Source organism: Micromonospora sp. CNZ285, assembly GCF_004637285.1.
This window is the reverse complement of sequence record NZ_SPQD01000001.1, coordinates 1,012,285-1,029,818: the sequence shown is the minus strand read 5'-3', so window position 1 is coordinate 1,029,818 and position 17,534 is coordinate 1,012,285. Positions and strand designations below refer to the sequence as shown.

The window sequence follows — 17,534 nt, the reverse complement described above, 5'->3', positions numbered from 1 at the left end:
GGTTCTCTCCTCGATCAGGACTCGGGTCGCAGCGTGACCGTGTGCCAGCCCGAGGCGAGCGTGGTGCTCGTCTCGTGCTGTCCGGCGGCGTCGCGCCAGGTGATCCGGACCTGGGCGGACGGGCTGCCGCCGAGGCCGAAGTACAGTTCGTCGGCGTTCACGCCGGTGTGTCCGTTGGCGGGGTACAGCTGGTCGGTCAGCGTCGTACCGTCGGCGCGGCGCACCTCGACGCGGGCGCCGATCGCCGCCCGGGTCGCGCCGTTGGCGGTGGGCACCACCAGCCGCAGCCCGAGGTGGGTCGCCGCCGGACCGGTGTTGCGGAACAGCTCCGAGGCGGCCCACTGGTTGGCGACCGCCATGTCGAGCCGCCCGTCGTGGTCGACGTCGCCGACGGCGATGGCTCGGGAGGCCTGGGTGTTCGTCATCCCCAGCCGCTTCGACACGTCGACGAACCGGCCGTTCGGCCCGCGTACGAAGAAGGGGTTCCGCTCGTGCCCGGACAGGCTGTCGCCGGGCCGGAAGTTCGGCCAGGCCCACGGGTACTTCAGGAAGGTGTCGTTGGCCATCGCGAGTTCCTGGAGTTCCGCCCAGCGGTCGGTCCCGCCGTGCAGGAAGCCGACCGCCTGGGTGATCTCGCGGCGGCCGTCGGCGTCGAAGTCGGCGGCCTTGATGTCCCAGGCCCAGCCGCTGCGGGACAGCCCGAGTTCCTCGCTGCGGTCCCGGTACGGCGCGCGCCCGGCGGTGAACCGGCCGCCCGTGCTGACGAAGGCGAAGTTGCTCTCCTGCAGGGCGAACGGCGAGGTGATGTTGCTGACCAGCAGGTCCGGCCGGCCGTCGGCGTTGAGGTCGTCGAAGGCGACGCCCATGCCCTTGAACGAGTCGTGCCCGATCACCTTGGACTTGGGGGCCAGCGGGTCGCGCGTGCCGCTCACCTCGCGGAACTCGGGCCGGCCGGGGCGGGACTCGTTCACCAGCAGGTTGTCGGGCCCGAAGTCGTTGGCGAAGTAGATCTCCGGCAGGCCGTCGCCGGTCAGGTCCTGCGCCCCGGTGGCCAGGGTCCAGGCCCGCGCCTGGTCGGTGGTGAAGGCGTCGGACCGGTCGGCGTACGCGGGAACGGCCGCGCCGCCCGCGGCGGAGGTGTTGCCGTCGAACATCAGGAGCCGGTTGCGGCCGCCGTTGCGGCCCAGGGACATGGAGTCCTGCATCCGCATCACCGGGTCGTCGGCGGCGGTCCGGTCGAGCACCCGGGCGCCGTCCGGGAAGTAGTTGCCGATCAGGATGTCCAGGCCGCCGTCGCCGTCGACGTCGAGGACGTTGGCGGTGGTCGAGTTCCAGATCTCGCCGGGAGCGACCACGTCGCTCGCCCGGAAGCCGGCGGCACCGGGTGCGCCACCGCCGGGCTGACGCAGGTAGAGCAGCGGCACGCGGCCCCAGAAGTACACCAGGACGTCGAGTGCGCCGTCACCGTTGAAGTCGGCGGGGAGGCATCCCATGGGCGCTGTGGTGCGGGCGTCGTACGCGACACCGGCCGGCTGGAGGGTGACGGCGGCGTACCGTTCGCCGGTGCCGGGCACCGGCGCCACGGTGACCGAGTCGTCGCGGGGGTCGACCAGGCAGCGGTCGTTCGGCAGGCCGTCGCCGTCGAAGTCGCCGAGGCCGACGCCCGCGCCGACCGCGGAGATCCACGCGGCGAGATGGTTCAGTGCGGGCTGGACCTCGCGGAGCCGGCGGGTGTCCCCGGTGGCGTTCAGCGGGGCGGGCGTGAAGGCGAAGCGGGCGCTCAGGGCGTCGGCGTCGGACGCGGAGACCGACGGCAGCCGGGTGAACAGACCGGCCACGACACACAGCAGCAGGGCCAGGGCGGGTACGAGCGTTCTACGAACAGCGGACGGCACAGGTTCCCCCTCGGATGGTCGCGGGCGGATCAGAGCGACGCGAGCAGCACGCGGGCCCGGATGCGCTGCCGCCACGTCTGGTACTCGACCGGGCCGGTGGCGGGCGTGCGGAGCCCGGCCTCGGCCTCGCGGGTCCAGTCCGCGGCGGTACGCGGGTCGGTGCCGGCGAGCGCGTGCACGGTGGTGGCGAGTTCGGGCGGGGTCCAGCCGCTGCGCTGCCAGGCGGCGGCGGCGAAGGCCACACCCTGGCCGAGGTCACCGGCGTGCGCTCCGGCACGCTCGCGCAGCGTGGCGAGTCCCTCCGGCGACACCCCGCCGGCGTACGCGGCCGCGAGGCCCACACCGCTCCACGCGTCGCCGTGGTGCCACTGCGGCAGCGTGGCGACGAGGTCCGCCACCCGGGTGGGCTCCGCGGTGCCCCGGAACCACAGGCTGCGGCCCACACCCTGGTAGCGGATGGCGCAGCGCTCGGAGCACCGGCGCGGGTGGGCGGTGATGCGGCGCAGCCCGCCGGCGTCGGCGAAGAAGCCCGCGGAGAAGCCCCAGCCGTCGAGCGCGAGCCAGCGCAGCAGCGGGTCCAGCCCGGACAGCCGGGCCCAGAACGGCCAGCGCAGCTTGGCCATCGCCCAGCCCACGCCGACGTGGATCAGGTGGATGTGGGCCGGGCCGTGCAGGCGCAGCACGGCCGGCAGCCGGCGGCTGCCCGGGACGAGAAGGTCGAGCAGGGCGGCCTGCATGGCCAGCCCTTCGACGGCGAAGCCGCGCAGGTGGTCCGGCTGGTCGTCGAATCGCGGAGGCGCGCCGGCGGGGGCGGCGAGTCCCTCGTTGAAGCCGTCGAGGAAGGTTCCCGCGGCGGTCTCCAGCCTGGCGCGCAGTTCGGGCGGGTCGGACGCGAAGCCCCGGACCGTGAAGTCGGCGAGGCGGTCCGGCTGATGCAGCAGGCGGCGCCAGCTACGGGGGCGGGTTTCGTCGAGCGTGGCGTTGTCGGTTCTCATGACGCTCCCGCGGAGTCGGTCCACAGTGTCCGTGCGGCGCCAGTCTGCACATCCGTTCTTGAAGAAAACTTGAATTACATATAGTAACGAAATCGCGTTTCCGCGGCTGATCTCACTACTCGCCTGCGTCAGATGTCCGTTGATTAAATCGACCGAGGGATTCGATGATCTCGTCGGTCGTCTTCGTCCAGGTGAAGGGGCCGGGGTTCTCGTCCCGCTCCGCGACCCACGCGCTGATGCCGGCCTCCAGGGCCTGCACGGACTGGGGGGTGCCGCGCGGGACCATCTGGTCGGCGAGGAAGCCGAACCAGTGGTCGAGCTGCGCGACCCAGGCCGAAGCGGTCGGGGTGACGTGCGCGCGGAAGCGGGGGTGCCGGTCAAGCCAGGACGTGACTGCCGGCGCGTGGTGCGCGCCGTGGTTGTCCCAGATGAGGTGGACGTCCAGCTCGGCGGGGACCGAGGCGTCGACACGGGCGAGGAACCTCTTGAGATCCGCCGCCCGGTACCGGCGGCCCGCGGTGGCGCCGTCGGCGACGGTGCGCGCGGCGAACAGGCCGGCGGCGCCGGCGCGCGGGTGCTCCGGGGCAGGCCGGCCGGGCGTCGGCGGCCCCGGCGGGATCCGTGCCGTCTCGTGCACGACGAGCGCGACCGCGCCGGCCGGCGGGCTCAGATACAACCCGGCCACGTCGACCACCTTCGCCATGAACACCGGGTCGGTCGAGAGGTTGAACGGGGGATCCCGGTGCGGCCTGAGATGGAATCGGCGCCAGATCCGCCCGACTGTCGACCGCGAGAGCCCGGTCCTCTCGGCCATCGACCTGCGGGACCAGTGGGTGGCACCCGGGGGCGTCTCCTCCAGCGTGGACACCAGCACCTCCTCCACCCGGTCGGCGCTGACCGACGGCGGCCGGCCCGGCCGGTCGCGGTCGGCCAGACCCTCCAGACGCCGTTGCAGGAAACGGCTGCGCCACTTCCCCACCGTCGGCCGCGACACCCCGAGGTCGGCCGCCACGGCGGCGTTCGTCGCCCCGGGTTCGGCACACGCCAGGACGATCCGGCACCGCAACGCCAGGGCCTGGGAGGACTTCGCCCGACGCGACCAGCGCACCAGCGTGGCGCGCTCCTCGTCGGTCAACACCAACTCGGCCTTCGGCCGCCCGGTCCTCGGCACGCAACCCAGGCTACATATAGGAAACCAATTTCCGGCGCAATATTTGTGCACTTCAGGTTTCCCGAAGTAATTACTACGCTGACGTTGGTTGACGTCGATACGGGCGACCTGGGGGCAACGTGTTGCGTGCGGCAATTGTGGAGATTAATGTCCTCGGCGCCACCCACGCAGTAATCGATTCCCGCAAGGTCGACCTCGGGCCCCGCAAACAACGGGCAATCATCGCCCTGCTGGCCCTGCGCCACGGCACCCCGGTGCCGATCGACGAGATCATCGAGGCGCTCTGGGAGAACCAGCCGCCCGGCACGCCGCAGTCGCTGGTGCACACGTACATCGCCCGGCTGCGCCAGGTGATGGAGCCGGACACTCCGGCGCGGCGCCGCACCAACGTGATCGGGCACAGCGGCACCGGTTACCAGCTTCGGCTGCCACCGGACGCGGTGGATGTCAGCCGTTTCCACAGCCACGCCGACCACGGGCTGCAACTGCTGGCCTCCGGCGCCGCAGGCGAGGCGTACGGTCTGCTGCGCCGGGCACTCGGCGAGTGGCCCGCCTCGCTGACCACCGGTCTCGAGTCCCTGCTGCCCGGGTGCGAGGACGTCACCCTGCTCCGGGGAAAGTGGACCACCGTGGCGATGGCGTACGTCCGGGCCGGCCTGACCAGCAAGGGCGCCGTCGCGGTCCTGCCCACCGCCGAACGTCTCGCCCAGGTGGACCCCCTCAACGAGGCCGCGCAGGCGCTCTACCTGGAGACCCAGCGACGCGCCGGCCACGGCGCCTCGGCCCTGTCCCACTACGACCGGATCCGCACCCGGCTGCAGGCCGAGCTGGGCGTCGAACCCGGCCACGAGCTGCGCCGGGTGCACCGGCAACTGGTCGCCGCCGGCGGGAGCCGGGTCCCGGGCCCTCCACCCGGCGGCTGGCTCGGGCCGGGACCGGCGGTCGACCCGCTGATCGACCGCGAGGCCGAGCTGCGACAGCTGCGTGACCTGCTCGTCCAGCAACGGCTGATCACGCTGAGCGGGCCCGCCGGGGTGGGCAAGAGCGCCGTCGCGCGCGCGGCGGCGGCAGCCGCCGGGCCGGACTTCCGCGACGGCGTCGCGGTGGTGGACCTGGCCACTGCCTGCGGCGCCGCGGACGCGGCCGACGCGGTACGGCGGACCCTGCACCCGATGCTCCCGCAGCGTCACGCCGCTGCGGCCCGGCCGTTCGACGATCTGGCCGGCCGGCAGCTCCTGCTCCTCCTGGACAACGCCGAGAACGTCCTGGAGCCCTGCGCCGGGCTCGTCGACGACCTGCTGCGGTCCTGTCCGCAGGCACGCGTCCTGGTCACCTCACGGGAGCTGCTCGGCCTGCCGTACGAGACGATCCTGACGATCGGCCCGCTCCGCCCGCCCGGGCCGGAGACACCGGCCGACCCGGCGGCGCTGCTGAGCGTGCCCGCCGTGGCGCTGTTCGCGCGGCGCGCCACCCAGGCGTGCCCGTCCTTCTCGGTGGACGAGGACAACTGCGCCCTGGTCGCCACCATCTGCCGCCGGCTCGACGGCCTGCCGCTCGCGCTGGAACTGGCCGCCCGCGTGCTGCGCACCACCGGTCTGCCCGAGCTGGCCGAGCAGTGCCGCGATCCGCTGCGGCTGCTGGACGCGAGCCGCCGGGGCACGCCCGCGCACCACCGTTCGCTGCACGCGGCGGTGGTACGCACAGTGGACCGGCTCACGCTCGCCGAGCAGCAGTGCCTCGCGCTGGTCAGCGGGATGGAGGAACCGGTGAGCCCGGACATGGTCGAGAAGACGGCCCGTTCCTACTGCGAACAGGACGTCCGGATCGATCTGCGCCCGCTGCTCAACCGCCTGGTCGACAAGTCGCTCCTGATGGCGCGGCACGACGAGCACGGCACGTCCTATCGAATGTTGCGGACAATCCGCCGGATCGGCCTGCAACTGCTCGACCGTTTCGGCGCGGCGCCTTCGGTGGCGAATGCGCTCTGTCGGGAAACAAACCTATGAAATCGATTGCCGGTGTCGAAAATGGCGCAGCTACCCTCCAACCGGTGCAGCACCTACCGTGGCGGACTGTTCACACATAGCTCTCATGGGCTTGCCGATTGCTATATGAATTTATAGCATCGAGTCCGACAGCGCTCCGCCGACGTCCATCCGGCCCTGCTGCTGCCGTCGTTGATCGATCTCCGCAATCCCCTCAGGAGGTCCGACGCCCCATGCCTGCCGTCCACGAAACAGGGACCACCACCGCGCCCGCGACCTCCGTACACATCGGAGCGATCACCCAGGCGGTGACATCGATGCGGCGCCACCTCGACGAGCCACACCGGCTACACGACATCGCCCGGGCCTCGCTGATGAGCCCGTTCCACTTCCACCGCGTGTTCCGGATGCTGACCGCCGTCACGCCGGGCCGGTTCCTCACCGCCGTGCGGATGGCCGAGGCGAAACGCCGGCTCCTCGGCAGCGACGCCAGCGCGACCGACATCAGCATGGCGGTCGGCTACTCCAGCTTCGGCACCTTCACCACCCAGTTCACCCGCCTCGTCGGTGTGTCACCCGGCCGCTTCCGCACGTACGGCCGCGCCGTCGCGGACGTGCCCCTGCGCGAACTGGTCTCCACCCCACCGGCCCCCGCACGTCAGCCGTTCGCGCTCCTCCACGTCGGGGCCCGCCCGGACGACCACCCGGGCCTCACCGTGGTCGCCACCTTCCGGTCCGGAATACCGCAGCAACGGCCCTCGTCCTGCGCCGCGATCCTCTCGCCGGGGGTGTTCCCGCTACCGCTCGCGGCGGCGGGCAGGGCGAGCGTGCTCGCGGTCAGCGCCCGCACCGACGTGACCATCGGCGAGGTCCTCACCGAGGAGCCCTCGGCCGGCATCTGTGTCGGCTCCGCCGAGATCCCCGACGAGCCGGTCGCGGCGCAGGCCACCGTCGCGGTCGGCATCCCGCTGCGCCGGCCGGCCCTGCTGGACCCGCCGTTGCTGCTCGCGTTCCCCCTGCTGATGCTCGAGTCCCAGGCCGGGCCGCGGCGGGCACAGGTCCGCTGAGATCCCCGGCCGCGCCGGTGCCCGTGGCCGCCGGTGGAACCGGGTCCACCGACGGCCACGAGGTCAGGACCGGGCGGTGTACCGCACCGGGCACGACGCGGGCCGGGCCACACCCAGCCCCGGCGCCTGCCGCGGCTCGGCGATCCCCAGCTCCATGTCGTACGAGCGGGTCAGCATCGCCAGCACCGCCTTCATCTCCAGGTCGGCGAAGCGGGCGCCCAGGCAGGCGTGCAGGCCGCCGCCGAGGTTGAGCAGGCCGGCCGCCGCCCGGCCGTCCGTGTCCCGGTCCCTGCTGAACCGGTCGGGGTCGAACCGGTCCGGGTCCGGGAACACCTCCGGCACGCGGTGCGTCACGGGCGGGCAGAACAGCGTCTGCCAGCCGGCCGGCACGGTGAAACCGCCGACCTCGTACGCGGTGACTGTCTGCCGGGTCAGTAGCGTCGTGACCGGCCGCAGCCGCTGGGACTCCAGCAGCGCCTCGAACAGCCGTCGCTGCCGGTGCAGATCCGTGACGGTCCAGTCGCCGGCGTGCCGGGGCAGGTCGGCGATCTCCTCCTCCATCGCCGCCAGTTCCTTCGGGTGCTGCAGCAGCAGGATGAGCGACCAGGCCAGCTGGGCCGCTGTCGTCTCGTACGCCGCGTACACCAGGATCAGGATGAGCCCGATGACGGTCTCGTCGTCGAAGTCCGCGCCACCCGAGAGCAGGTGCGGCAGGAAGCCGTACCGGCCGGTGTCCGGATCCTCCCGGACGGCCCGCAGGTGCGGCCCCATCAGCTCGAACATCTCCCGGCGCGCGCGGTCGCGCCGGCGCAGCCGCGGCGTCGGCAGGTTGGCCGGCAGGAAGAACTCCATCCCGGCCGCGATGTCGAGGAAGAGCGACCGGAACCGGTCGCCGTGCCGGGCGCGGAAGCCGGACCCCAGGAACAGGCGTACGGCGATGTCCATGCTCAGCCGTTCCAGGTCGGCGCGCGCGTCGAACTCGCCGCGCGGGCCGAGCCGGTCCATCCAGTCGCTCGTCTCGCCGATAATGGCGGCCAGGTAGTCCGCGTGGTTGCGGCTGTGGAAGGCGGGCAGCAGCGCGGCCCGCTGACGCAGGTAGTCCGGGTGGTCGGCGGCCTGCATGACCGCGCCGAACATGGGCTTCAGCCACTGGTAGACCGGCTGGACGGCGAGGATCGTCTCGGGCAGCGCGATCGCGTGCCGGCTCTCCTCGACGCCGGCCACGACGACCGAGCGTCGCGGCCCCATCCGCAGCGCGAACACGGGACCGTGCTCGGCGTAGCCGGCGCGGGCCAGCGCGACCGGGTCACGCATGAAGGCGAAGGCGTTGCCGAACAGCGGCAGGCCCTGCAACGTCGGCGGGCTGGTTGCGGCCATGACGGATCCCCCTTCGGGACGGGCTCGAAGTCAGCCGGCGGTGGCGTACGAGTACCAGACGTTCCAGTGCACGACCAGGCGTCCGCGGTCGGCGGCGACCTCCTCCATCCGGGCCTCGGCCGCCGCCCGCGCCTCACCGAGCCGCTCCGCGGGCACCCGCTCGAGCACCATCCGGCCGGCCGTCTGCCACAGCCAGGCCCACCACTGCCGCGGGTCGGTGAACTCCAGGTCGAGCGTCTCGTCCTCGATCCGCGTGTCGGCGAAGCCGGCGTCGCGCAGCAGGCGGTGGATCCCCTCCTTGGAGCGCAACGGGTTGTCGGTGCGGCCGGGTACCGGGGGCATGCCACCGTCCACGTACGGCACGACGGCGTCGGTGACGTGGAAGAACGCGGGGTCGTCGGCGCCGAACGTGGTCATCGCGAAGCGCCCGCCCGGGCGCAGCAGCCGGCGGTAGCGGGCCGCGGCGTCCGCCGGGTCGGGCAGCATGAACATCACCAGGCCCGCGACGACAGCGTCGAAGCGGGCCGGCGCGAAGCCGGGTGTGGCCGCGTCACCGACCCGTACCTCCGCGTTCGTCAGTCCCTCGTCGGCGAGTTCCGCGCGGGCCCCCTCCACCATGGCCGGTGCCACGTCGATGCCGATCACCGAGCCGCCCGGCACCACGGCGCGGGCGGCGGGAACGGTGCAGGCGCCCTGCCCGCAGCCGACGTCGAGCACGTCCTCGCCCGGGCGCAGATCGAGCCCCGCCACCAGGCGAGCGCCGATCGGGCCGAAGAAGCGGACGCCGGTGCGGTCGTAGCGTGGCGCCGCCCGGTCGAACACCTCCGCCAGCTCCGGAGTCGACACCGCATCGGTCGTCGCGTCGCCGGGCATCGGGCACCACCCTTTCCGCAGGTTCGCCGCGCTCTCCGCGATCATTCTTCGCGCCCGTCCGCGGCCCGGCTTCTCGCCGCTTGCCTATCCCGGCCGGTCGTACCGGCGGGCAACACAGGAGAAGTCCCGGCCCCCGCAGCGCCCCTAGGGTCGAGGGAGAGCTCGATCACCAGTGAGGGAGGAAGCTGTGGGTGTACTGGGTCTACACAATGAGTGCCCCCCGACCAACTACGCCGCCGGAGACGCCGGCGAGATCGTCACCGGCCTGGTGTCCGACGCGGTGGCGACCGGCGCGACGCTGCGCGCCGTTCGCGACTGCCTCGATTCGCTGGCCTGCCTCGACGACACGGTGCGGTACGTCGTCGAAGCCTCCGCCGGAGCCGTGTCACCGGACGGCTCGTTCGACGCCGCCAACGTGGCCGCGCAGATGGCGGGCGTCCTGAAGACCTACTCGCAGACCTTCCGGGCCCTGGACGGGACCGTGGACCAGATCGACACCGCGGTCCGGGAGTACGGGGAGCTGCAGCGGTACAGCGCGCTCGCGCTGGCGAAGGGCCGGGACGAGTGTTTCGAGAACCGGCTGCGTCAGGCCGGTGAGGGCGGCTTCGCCGGCATGGCCCAGGCGCGCATCGCCTACCTGCGCAAGCTGCGGGTGCGGGTGCAGCTGCTCCAGCGCATGGAGCCGATCGGCGAGGAGATCCTGAACGGGTACGACTTCAACGCGTTCTTCCTGCTGTTCATGCAGCCCATGCGCGACCTCGGCGTGGCCGCGCAGGATCTCTACAACGAGACGGTACGCGGGGCGCTCGTCGCCTACGACACGCTCGTCCGGGTGTGTGAAATGCGTACCGGAAACGCGGCCGACACCCTGCGCCGGGAAATGGTGAAATCGAACTGATCTCGCCATCGCACTCGTCCGGCGCGACCATGAGAATCCGCGCCGGACATGCGCGTCTCAGGCATGCACAACGGGGACCGGTTCGGTAGGATGATCGCACTGTTCGCCCATATGCCGTGAGATGGGAAATTCCATGGGAATCAGCCACATCACATTGATCACCATCCCGGTCACCGACCAGGACAAGGCGAAGGACTTCTACGCCCGCCTCGGATTCGAGGTGATCAATGACCACGAGATGACCCCGGACGAGATGCCGCCGGAGCCGGGCCTGCGCTGGCTGCAGCTGGGCACTCCGGGAGGCGAGACCACAGTGGTGCTCGCCACCTGGGGCGTGGGCGGCCTCCGCCCCGGAGCGCAGCACATCTCCGTGGCGTGCAAGGACGTCAAGGGCCTGCACAACGAGCTGGCCTCGGCGGGCGTGGAGGCGTCGCCGGTCTTCGACGCCCCGTTCGGCGCGTTCTTCTCGGTGGAGGACCCGGACGGCAACGGCGTGATGATCGTCGAGGAGTCCGGCGACTGACGGCAGGACGGTGGGGGCGGTACCCGGATCCGGGTACCGCCCCCACTGTGGTGTCCGGCCGTGTTCCCGGCGTCAGGGCGCCCAGCGGCCCCCGCGCATCGTCGACCACGGGTCGACGTCGTCGGCCTTGGCCTGGGCCTCGGCCTGCGCCCAGGTGTAGATGCCCTGCGCCATCAACGCCGGCGTGCCGGCGGCGAGCCGGCCGAACACGTCGGCGCGGGCCCGCTGCACGTCACGGTCCTCGGGAGCGCTCAACGCCGCCCACTCGGCGAGGTGACCGGCGAGGTCGAGCCGGCCGCGGTCCGCCGCGTCGAGGGCGCGCTCGGCCAGGCGGGACGCCCCGCCCGCGAGCTGCGCCACCTCGGCGGCCAGGTCGGCGCGCGGCGCCGGTCTCACGGTGGCCGGGTCACCGTCGTACCAGCCGCCGTAGGTACGCCAGACGGTGCGGACGATGAACTGCGGATCGTCGTAGGTGGGGCGCAGCCACGGCTGGGCCAGCAGGGCTGACAACTCCGGCGTGACCAGGGGGGCGTGCAGGATCTCGTCGAGCGTGCAGCCCTCGTTCATCATCGCCACCACACCGTCGTGCAGTGTCGACAGCAACGTCGCCGACCCGAGCAGCGTCTCGCGGACGCGATCGGCACCGACCACCGGCAGACCGTGGCCGGGCAGCAGGATCTCGGCGCCGAGGCCGGCCATCCAGCGCAGCGCCCGCACCCACTCGGCCACGTGGCGGCGGACCTTCTGGGGGTTGCCGGCGTTGGGTGCCACCCAGGCGTAGAAGTCGCCGCAGCACAGGATGCGCCGGTCGGGTAGCCAGGCCATCGTCGCGTCGTCCGTCTCGCCGCGGCCGTGCCGCAGCTCCATCGTCAGATCGCCGTGCCGCAGCGTGAGCGTGTCGAGGTAGGTGCGGTCGGGCTCGCGGTAGTCGGTCGGCCACGTGATGCCCGGAGCGCGGAACTGCCTGCGGTTGACTGTGGCGTTGTACCCGGCGGTCAGCCGGTACCGGGCGAAGCGCTCCGGCACGGCGGCGTGCGCCACGACCGAGATTCCGGGGTCGTGGCGCTCGGCGGCCTCCGCCTCGAACGGCGACAGCCCGAGGACGTGGTCGATGTGGCCGTGGGAGTAGACGGCGGTGACGACCGGCGCGGTGCTGCGTGCCCGCACCGCCTCGTGCAGCGCGGCCGCGGTGTTGCGGTCGCCGGTGTCGAAGAGGACCAGGCCGTCGGCCGTCTCGAAGACGTAGACGTTGCCGGTTGCCGCCCACATCCACACACCGTCGTCGATCCGGCGGAGCCCGTCCCGGCGAAGCTCACCCTTGTAGTAGGCGAACAGCGGCTCGTCACCGCGCCAGGCGCGGTCCGCGTACTCCTCGAGTTCCTTGTCCATCGACACTCCCGGTCCGGTCGCAGGGATCGTGCAAACGGGTCGGCCGGACGAACGCGCAGGCCGAAGGCCGGCCGCGGCGGCAGCGCCGGACACGACCGGACTGCCGGGGCGGCCGGCGGGACGACCGGGACGGCGGCCTCAGCGGTTCTGGCCGGCCGCCTCCGGGGCGTCCTGCGTCCGCCGGAACCGGCCGACCGCGCGGCGCACCGGACCGGTCACCATGCGGGCCAGGCCGCGGGTGACGAACAGCCGGCTGTCCCGCTGGAAGGCATCCTGGTCGTTGTCGTGCGGGAAGGCGACGATGGGCACTCCCACACCGAGGAACTTACACAAGGTGGGCCATCCTTCCGATACTCGATAAACCAGGAGGCGCTCAGCCGGAACGCATTCCTGGACGTCGCGGACGTGCTTGTCGAACACCTCGACGGCGTATTTCTCGTCCTGAATCGGACCGTCCCCGAAATGGCGGCGGAAAACGCCGTCGAAGATCTCGTTGAACGCGCCGAAACGGCGATCGAGGGCCCGCAGCGGCAACTGCATGGCGGGGACGAGGAGACGGCTGACCAGGTCCTGCCGGTACGCCATGAAAATGGTGCGCATGCACGAGCGGTGCCATTGCACCGGGTCGCGCACGGTCAGGATGACCTTCGCCTCCGGGTACCGCTCCACCAGCTCGCGCCAGAACGCCGCGGCGGGCCAGTCGACTGTGGACCGATAGCCGGCGAACACCTGGTCCCAGTCCACGTCGGCCCCGCCCACAGCCGCCTGCCAGTCGGCCAGCCGGGCGGGATCCTTGAGGATCTCCTTCGTGTGGTACGTGGGACCCATCCCGAGAATGTTGAGAGCTTCCCGCAGCGAGGCGGTGCCGGTACGGCCGAAGCCGACGCCGATGACCTCCATGTCGTGGGTTCCTCCTGCCGATCGCCGGGTCGACCCCCACCGTCAGGTGCGCGCCGTGGCCTTGCGGAACAGTGCCGTCGCCAGTGGCACGAAGACCACCAGCAGGCCGAGCGACCACAGGACCGACGCCAGGGCGTCGCCGCCCGGTGAGACGCCGTTGAAGTAGTCGCGCGCCGCGTTGATGGTCAGCGTGACCGGGCTGTTGTCGCTGAACGGCCGCAGCCAGCCGGGCATCGACTCGGACGGCACGAACGCCGAGCTGACGAAGCCGAGCAGGAACATCCACGGCATCGCGGTGCTCTGCGCACCCTCGGCGCTGGAGGCGGTGACGCCCACGATCGACAGCACCCAGCAGAGCGCGAACCCGAACAGCAGCAGCACGCCGATCCCCGCGAGCACCTGCAGGAACGTGCCGTGCAGCCGGAACCCGAAGGCGTACCCGACCGCGCCGGTGACCACGAGCGCGATCAGGTTGCGGAAGGTCTCGGCCAGGGTGCGGCCGATCAGCACTGCGCTGTCGCTCATCGGCAGCGAGCGGAACCGGTCCATCATGCCGTTGCGGAGGTCCTCCGCGATGCCCACGCACATGCCGGCGATGCCGCCGAAGACGACGATCTGCCCGAAGACGCCGGGCAGCACGAACTGCTTGTAGTCGCCGCCCGGCACCGAGATGGCGCCGCCGAACACGTAGGTGAAGAGGATGAAGAACATCATCGGCTGCAGGATCGCTGCCATCAGCTGGTCGGGGCGGCGCTGCATGTGCCGGATGTTGCGGCCGGCCAGCAGCAGCACGTCACCCACGAACCAGCCGGGCCCCCGCCGCTCGGGCGGCGCCTCCCACGCCGGCGTGGGGGTGTCCCGCTGCCGGGTCGTCGATTCGTCGACGGTCACTTGCCCTCTCCCTTCCGAGCGGACGACGTGGCGGCGCCGGCCGCGGCGGCACGGCTGCCGGTCAGGGCCAGGAAGACGTCGTCGAGGGTGGGGCGCCGGACCACATGGGTCGCCACCCGGATGTCGTGGTCGGCCAGCCGGTTCAGCGCGTCGGCGACCCGGACGAGATCGTCGCCCATCCGCGCGGTGATCTGCGCCAGCGGCCGGTCGACGACGGGCTCCTCGGCGCCCGGCGTCCGCAGCAGGGCGACCGCATCGTCGAGCCGGGCGGGATCCTCCAGGACGAACTCCACACGATCTCCGCCGACGCGCGACTTCAGCTCCGACGGAGTGCCCTGGGCCACCGCCCGCCCCTTGTCGAGCACGGTGATCGTCTTCGCCAGCCGGTCGGCCTCGTCCAGGTACTGCGTCGTCAGCAGGACGGTGGTGCCCTCACGGACCAGCATCTCGATCTCGGTCCACAACCCGAGGCGTGACTCCAGGTCGAGGCCGGTGGTGGGCTCGTCGAGGAAAAGCACGCGCGGGCGGATGAGGATGCTCGTGGCGAGGTCGAGCCGTCGCCGGGTGCCGCCCGAGTAGGTCTTCACCTGCTTGTCGGCGACCTCGTCCAGACCGAAGCGGGTGAGCACCTCACCGGTGCGCCGGCGGGCCTCGGCCCGGCCGATGCGGTAGAGCCGGGCCACCAGTTCGACGTTCTCCCGGCCGGTGAGGACCGGATCGACGGCGGCGAACTGGCCGGTGAGCCCGATCATCGAACGGACCCGCCCCGGCTGCTTCGCCGCGTCGACGCCGTAGATCTCGACGGTGCCGGAATCGGCCCGCAGCAGAGTGGACAGAATCCGCACCGTCGTCGTCTTGCCGGCGCCGTTGGGGCCGAGCAGGCCCACCACAGTGCCGGGCGCGGCGTCCAGCGACAAGGCGCTGACAACCTTACTTTTGCCTAGCTGCTTGCTGATGTCTCGCGCTCTGATCGCGTCCGCCATGGCGACACCCTATCATCCACTATATTTTCGCGCAGTTGTTGAGCTTGCGTTTCGCGTAGTGTCAGTCGAGCTGACGGAGCCGTACCGGCAGCGACGCGAAGTCGCGGAGCGGTATCGTGCGCCGCCGCACCGGCGGGGCGGCAAGAACCAGCCCGGGAGCGGCGGCGCGCAGCCGGCGGAGCAACACGGCGATCTCCAACCTGGCCAGACCCGCGCCGAGGCAGTAGTGGATGCCGGCACCGAAGCTCAGCGGCATGGGACCGGTGCGGCCCGGGTCGAACACGTCCGCGTCCGGGAACGCCTCCGGATCCCGGTTCGCGGACCCGATCAGCAGCCGCACCTGGGACCCCTGTGGAACGACGACCCCGCCCAGTTCCACGTCCGCGCCGGTGAAGCGCAGGCCGGGTGCGACCTGCACCGACGACTCGAAGCGCAGCGTCTCCTCGACGAACCTGCGGGTGCCGTCCTCGGTGTCCAGCCAGCGTCCGCGCCCGGGGTCCTCCAGCAGCAGCAACATCGCGTTGTCGATGGCTGTCGCCGTCGTCTCGAAGCCGGCCGACCAGAGGGTGAACAGCAGGGTACGCAGCTCGGCGTCGTCGAGGCTGCCGTCCTCGGCGTCACGCACCTGCACCAGCGCCGAGACCAGGTCGTCGCGCGGGTCCCGGCGGCGCTGCGCGATCATGGCGTCGAAGTAGGTGCCCAGCTCGCGGAACGCCTCGTCGGCCCGCCGGACCGCGTCGGGTGTCGCGGCCGGGTCGACGACGTTCATCATCTCGGGCACGTTGCGGGCCAGCGACTCGCGGTCCGGCTCCGGGATGCCGATCAGGTCGGACATCATGTGCATCGGCATCGGCACCGAGACGTCGGTGTGCAGATCGACTGTGGCCCCGTCGACCAGCCGCTCCAGCACGTCCGAGACGAGCCGGTCCGACCACCGTTCCATGGAGGCCTGCATGTCGGCCACCCGGCGGCTGGTGAACCCGTGCCCGATCAGCTTGCGCAGCCGGGTGTGCTTGGGCGGGTTGCTGCCCACCAGCGAGCTGACCAGCACGTCGTACGCCTCGTGCTCGACGGCCTGCGGGAACATCTGCGCCATCGCGTCCGGGTGCGCGCCGGGGAAGACCTCGGCGTGCTTGAGCACGTACTGCACGTCGGCGTACCGGCTCACCAGGTACGCGCCGAACTGGCTGCGGTAGACCGGCGCGGTCTCGCGCAGCCAGGAGTAGATCGGGTACGGGTCGGCGGCGGCGGCCGGCGACATGAGCTGGATCAGGGCGTCCGGCGCCCCGGTCTCGACCTGGTCGGACAGGGTCATCGCAGCTGCCTTCCTCGGAGGGTGACGACGCGGGTCAGGTCCAGCCGTGCTGGTGCGACGGCGAGGGCCGCGGCGAGGTCAGGTTCTGGGCCCGGACCATCGAGTCGCGGAAGAAGCCGCAGATGATCTCGCGCTCCTCGCGCTGCAGCTCGGCCGGGAGGTTCTCCCAGTTGTCCACGAAGATCTGGAAGAGGCTGCGGCCCACGCCGGCCGGCTCGATGTAGAGCTTGCCGTTGAGCTCGACCGGCCACGAGGCCCGGCGCAGGCCGAACTCCAGCCACGGCAGGTAGGAGGGGAACTGCTGGTTGGGCTCCACGTGGCGGTGCACCGACATCTCCACCACGCCGCTGGCGTCTCCCATGATCAGCGTGAGCTTGTCGCCGTCGGTGAACGTGCCGAAGCGGCGCTGCAGCCAGTAGCGCAGCGACTCCGGCTTGGTCAGCAGCTCCCAGGCGTCGTACGGCGTGGACTCCAGCTCGATCTGCACGTACGGACCCATCCGCCGCCACGGCCAGCGCCACGTCGTGCCGGTACGCAGGTAGCCGGCGAGCTGGTCGAGGATCCCCGGCCAGCCGTTGCCGTTCCAGCCGCGCCAGTCCGAGGGTGAGTTCAGGGCCTCCTCGGTCGCGGTGATCCGGGTGCCGCCGTCGCCGGTGGCGTCCAGTTCCCAGACGACCCGGGTGGCCGGTCCGACGCCGACCCAGCGCCAGAAGTACTTGAGCTCGGCGTGGCCGTCACGCGGCGGCTCCGCCACGAGCGGCCGGCAGTGGAAGAACTCGCCGTCCTCGAAGTCGAGCAGGACGTCGCTGCCGATTGCGGTCAGTGAGCCCCGGCACCGCGCCAGCCAGGAGCGGATCTCCTCCGGCGTGGTGAGCGCCTGCCAGACCCGCTCGATCGGGTTCGGGATCTCGACGACCGCGACGAGGCGTTCCCAGCGGTCCTGCACGATGGAGCGGGCCTGGATCGCGTTGAGCGGTGGAAAGGCGTCCAGGGCCCGCGACGGTTCGAGTTCGGCGAAGTCCGGCCAGGACGTCTCCGTGGTGTGTGCTCCGTTCAGCTCTGCCGATTCGACGGACACGGTCTGCCTCCCTGGGGTGCGACCTGGGCCGGCTCGAGGACGGCGGACGCTCACCGGGCCGCTGACGGGCACCACTGATCACCGGTCGCCGCCGGCGTGGCGTCGATCGGTGCGTGGGAGTCAGGATCAGGTGCGTCGCGTGCCGCCGTCCGGGGCCGGAACGCGTACGCCGATCGTAGGAAGGCCGGGGGTCT

Annotated in this window: 15 protein-coding genes; 4 read left to right on the top strand and 11 right to left on the bottom strand. The window is 71.7% G+C overall.

Features of this window, described 5'->3' with window-relative positions; all coding sequences use genetic code 11:
* Positions 1-14: 14 nt before the first annotated feature.
* From CLT75_RS04625 to CLT75_RS04615, 3 genes are all read right to left on the bottom strand, one after another.
* Positions 15-1,895, bottom strand: coding sequence for a CRTAC1 family protein (locus CLT75_RS04625; RefSeq protein WP_135239636.1), 1,881 nt, complete (start codon positions 1,893-1,895; stop codon positions 15-17).
* Between the two features lie 29 nt (positions 1,896-1,924).
* A complete protein-coding gene (locus CLT75_RS04620) occupies positions 1,925-2,890 on the bottom strand; it encodes a DUF1702 family protein (RefSeq protein ID WP_135239635.1) in 966 nt (321 codons plus the stop codon).
* Between the two features lie 115 nt (positions 2,891-3,005).
* Complete coding sequence (locus tag CLT75_RS04615) at positions 3,006-4,061, bottom strand: IS630 family transposase (RefSeq protein WP_135239634.1); 1,056 nt, start codon at positions 4,059-4,061, stop codon at positions 3,006-3,008.
* A gap of 137 nt (positions 4,062-4,198) precedes the next feature.
* Between CLT75_RS04615 and CLT75_RS04610 the strand changes: the two genes are divergently transcribed.
* Together CLT75_RS04610 and CLT75_RS33025 are read left to right on the top strand one after the other, a co-directional pair.
* A complete protein-coding gene (locus tag CLT75_RS04610; protein ID WP_167796874.1) occupies positions 4,199-6,067 on the top strand; it encodes a BTAD domain-containing putative transcriptional regulator in 1,869 nt (622 codons plus the stop codon).
* A gap of 296 nt (positions 6,068-6,363) precedes the next feature.
* Positions 6,364-7,113 carry a helix-turn-helix domain-containing protein gene (locus tag CLT75_RS33025; protein WP_486485059.1) on the top strand — a complete coding sequence of 250 codons (750 nt, stop codon included), beginning with the start codon at positions 6,364-6,366 and terminating at the stop codon, positions 7,111-7,113.
* A gap of 63 nt (positions 7,114-7,176) precedes the next feature.
* Here CLT75_RS33025 and CLT75_RS04600 read toward each other — a convergent pair whose 3' ends face one another.
* Both CLT75_RS04600 and CLT75_RS04595 read right to left on the bottom strand, forming a co-directional pair.
* A complete protein-coding gene (locus CLT75_RS04600) occupies positions 7,177-8,490 on the bottom strand; it encodes a cytochrome P450 (RefSeq protein WP_135239632.1) in 1,314 nt (437 codons plus the stop codon).
* Positions 8,491-8,520: 30 nt separating this feature from the next.
* Positions 8,521-9,363 (bottom strand): methyltransferase domain-containing protein, encoded by an 843-nt coding sequence (locus CLT75_RS04595; RefSeq protein ID WP_167796873.1) that lies wholly within the window; start codon positions 9,361-9,363, stop codon positions 8,521-8,523.
* Positions 9,364-9,550: 187 nt separating this feature from the next.
* Between CLT75_RS04595 and CLT75_RS04590 the strand changes: the two genes are divergently transcribed.
* Together CLT75_RS04590 and CLT75_RS04585 are read left to right on the top strand one after the other, a co-directional pair.
* Entirely contained in the window at positions 9,551-10,261 is a 711-nt protein-coding gene (locus CLT75_RS04590) for a hypothetical protein (protein ID WP_135239630.1), read from the top strand.
* Between the two features lie 133 nt (positions 10,262-10,394).
* Complete coding sequence (locus CLT75_RS04585) at positions 10,395-10,784, top strand: VOC family protein (protein WP_167796872.1); 390 nt, start codon at positions 10,395-10,397, stop codon at positions 10,782-10,784.
* A gap of 72 nt (positions 10,785-10,856) precedes the next feature.
* Here the strand turns inward: CLT75_RS04585 and CLT75_RS04580 are convergent, their stop codons facing one another.
* The 6 genes from CLT75_RS04580 to CLT75_RS04555 all read right to left on the bottom strand — a co-directional run bounded on the left by CLT75_RS04580 (position 10,857) and on the right by CLT75_RS04555 (position 17,340).
* On the bottom strand, positions 10,857-12,173 hold the full coding sequence (locus CLT75_RS04580; protein ID WP_135239629.1) for an alkyl sulfatase dimerization domain-containing protein: 1,317 nt from the start codon (positions 12,171-12,173) through the stop codon (positions 10,857-10,859).
* A gap of 138 nt (positions 12,174-12,311) precedes the next feature.
* Entirely contained in the window at positions 12,312-13,073 is a 762-nt protein-coding gene (locus tag CLT75_RS04575; protein WP_135239628.1) for a sulfotransferase, read from the bottom strand.
* Between the two features lie 42 nt (positions 13,074-13,115).
* The gene (locus tag CLT75_RS04570; protein ID WP_135239627.1) at positions 13,116-13,964 is read right to left on the bottom strand and encodes an ABC transporter permease; all 849 of its coding nucleotides are present in this window, start codon (positions 13,962-13,964) and stop codon (positions 13,116-13,118) included.
* Complete coding sequence (locus CLT75_RS04565) at positions 13,961-14,947, bottom strand: ATP-binding cassette domain-containing protein (protein WP_135239626.1); 987 nt, start codon at positions 14,945-14,947, stop codon at positions 13,961-13,963. Before CLT75_RS04565 ends, CLT75_RS04570 begins: the two co-directional genes overlap by 4 nt.
* 61 nt (positions 14,948-15,008) lie before the next feature.
* A complete protein-coding gene (locus CLT75_RS04560; protein WP_135239625.1) occupies positions 15,009-16,262 on the bottom strand; it encodes a cytochrome P450 in 1,254 nt (417 codons plus the stop codon).
* Positions 16,263-16,296: 34 nt separating this feature from the next.
* Positions 16,297-17,340 (bottom strand): SRPBCC family protein, encoded by a 1,044-nt coding sequence (locus tag CLT75_RS04555; RefSeq protein ID WP_167796871.1) that lies wholly within the window; start codon positions 17,338-17,340, stop codon positions 16,297-16,299.
* Between the last annotated feature and the right edge of the window lie 194 nt (positions 17,341-17,534).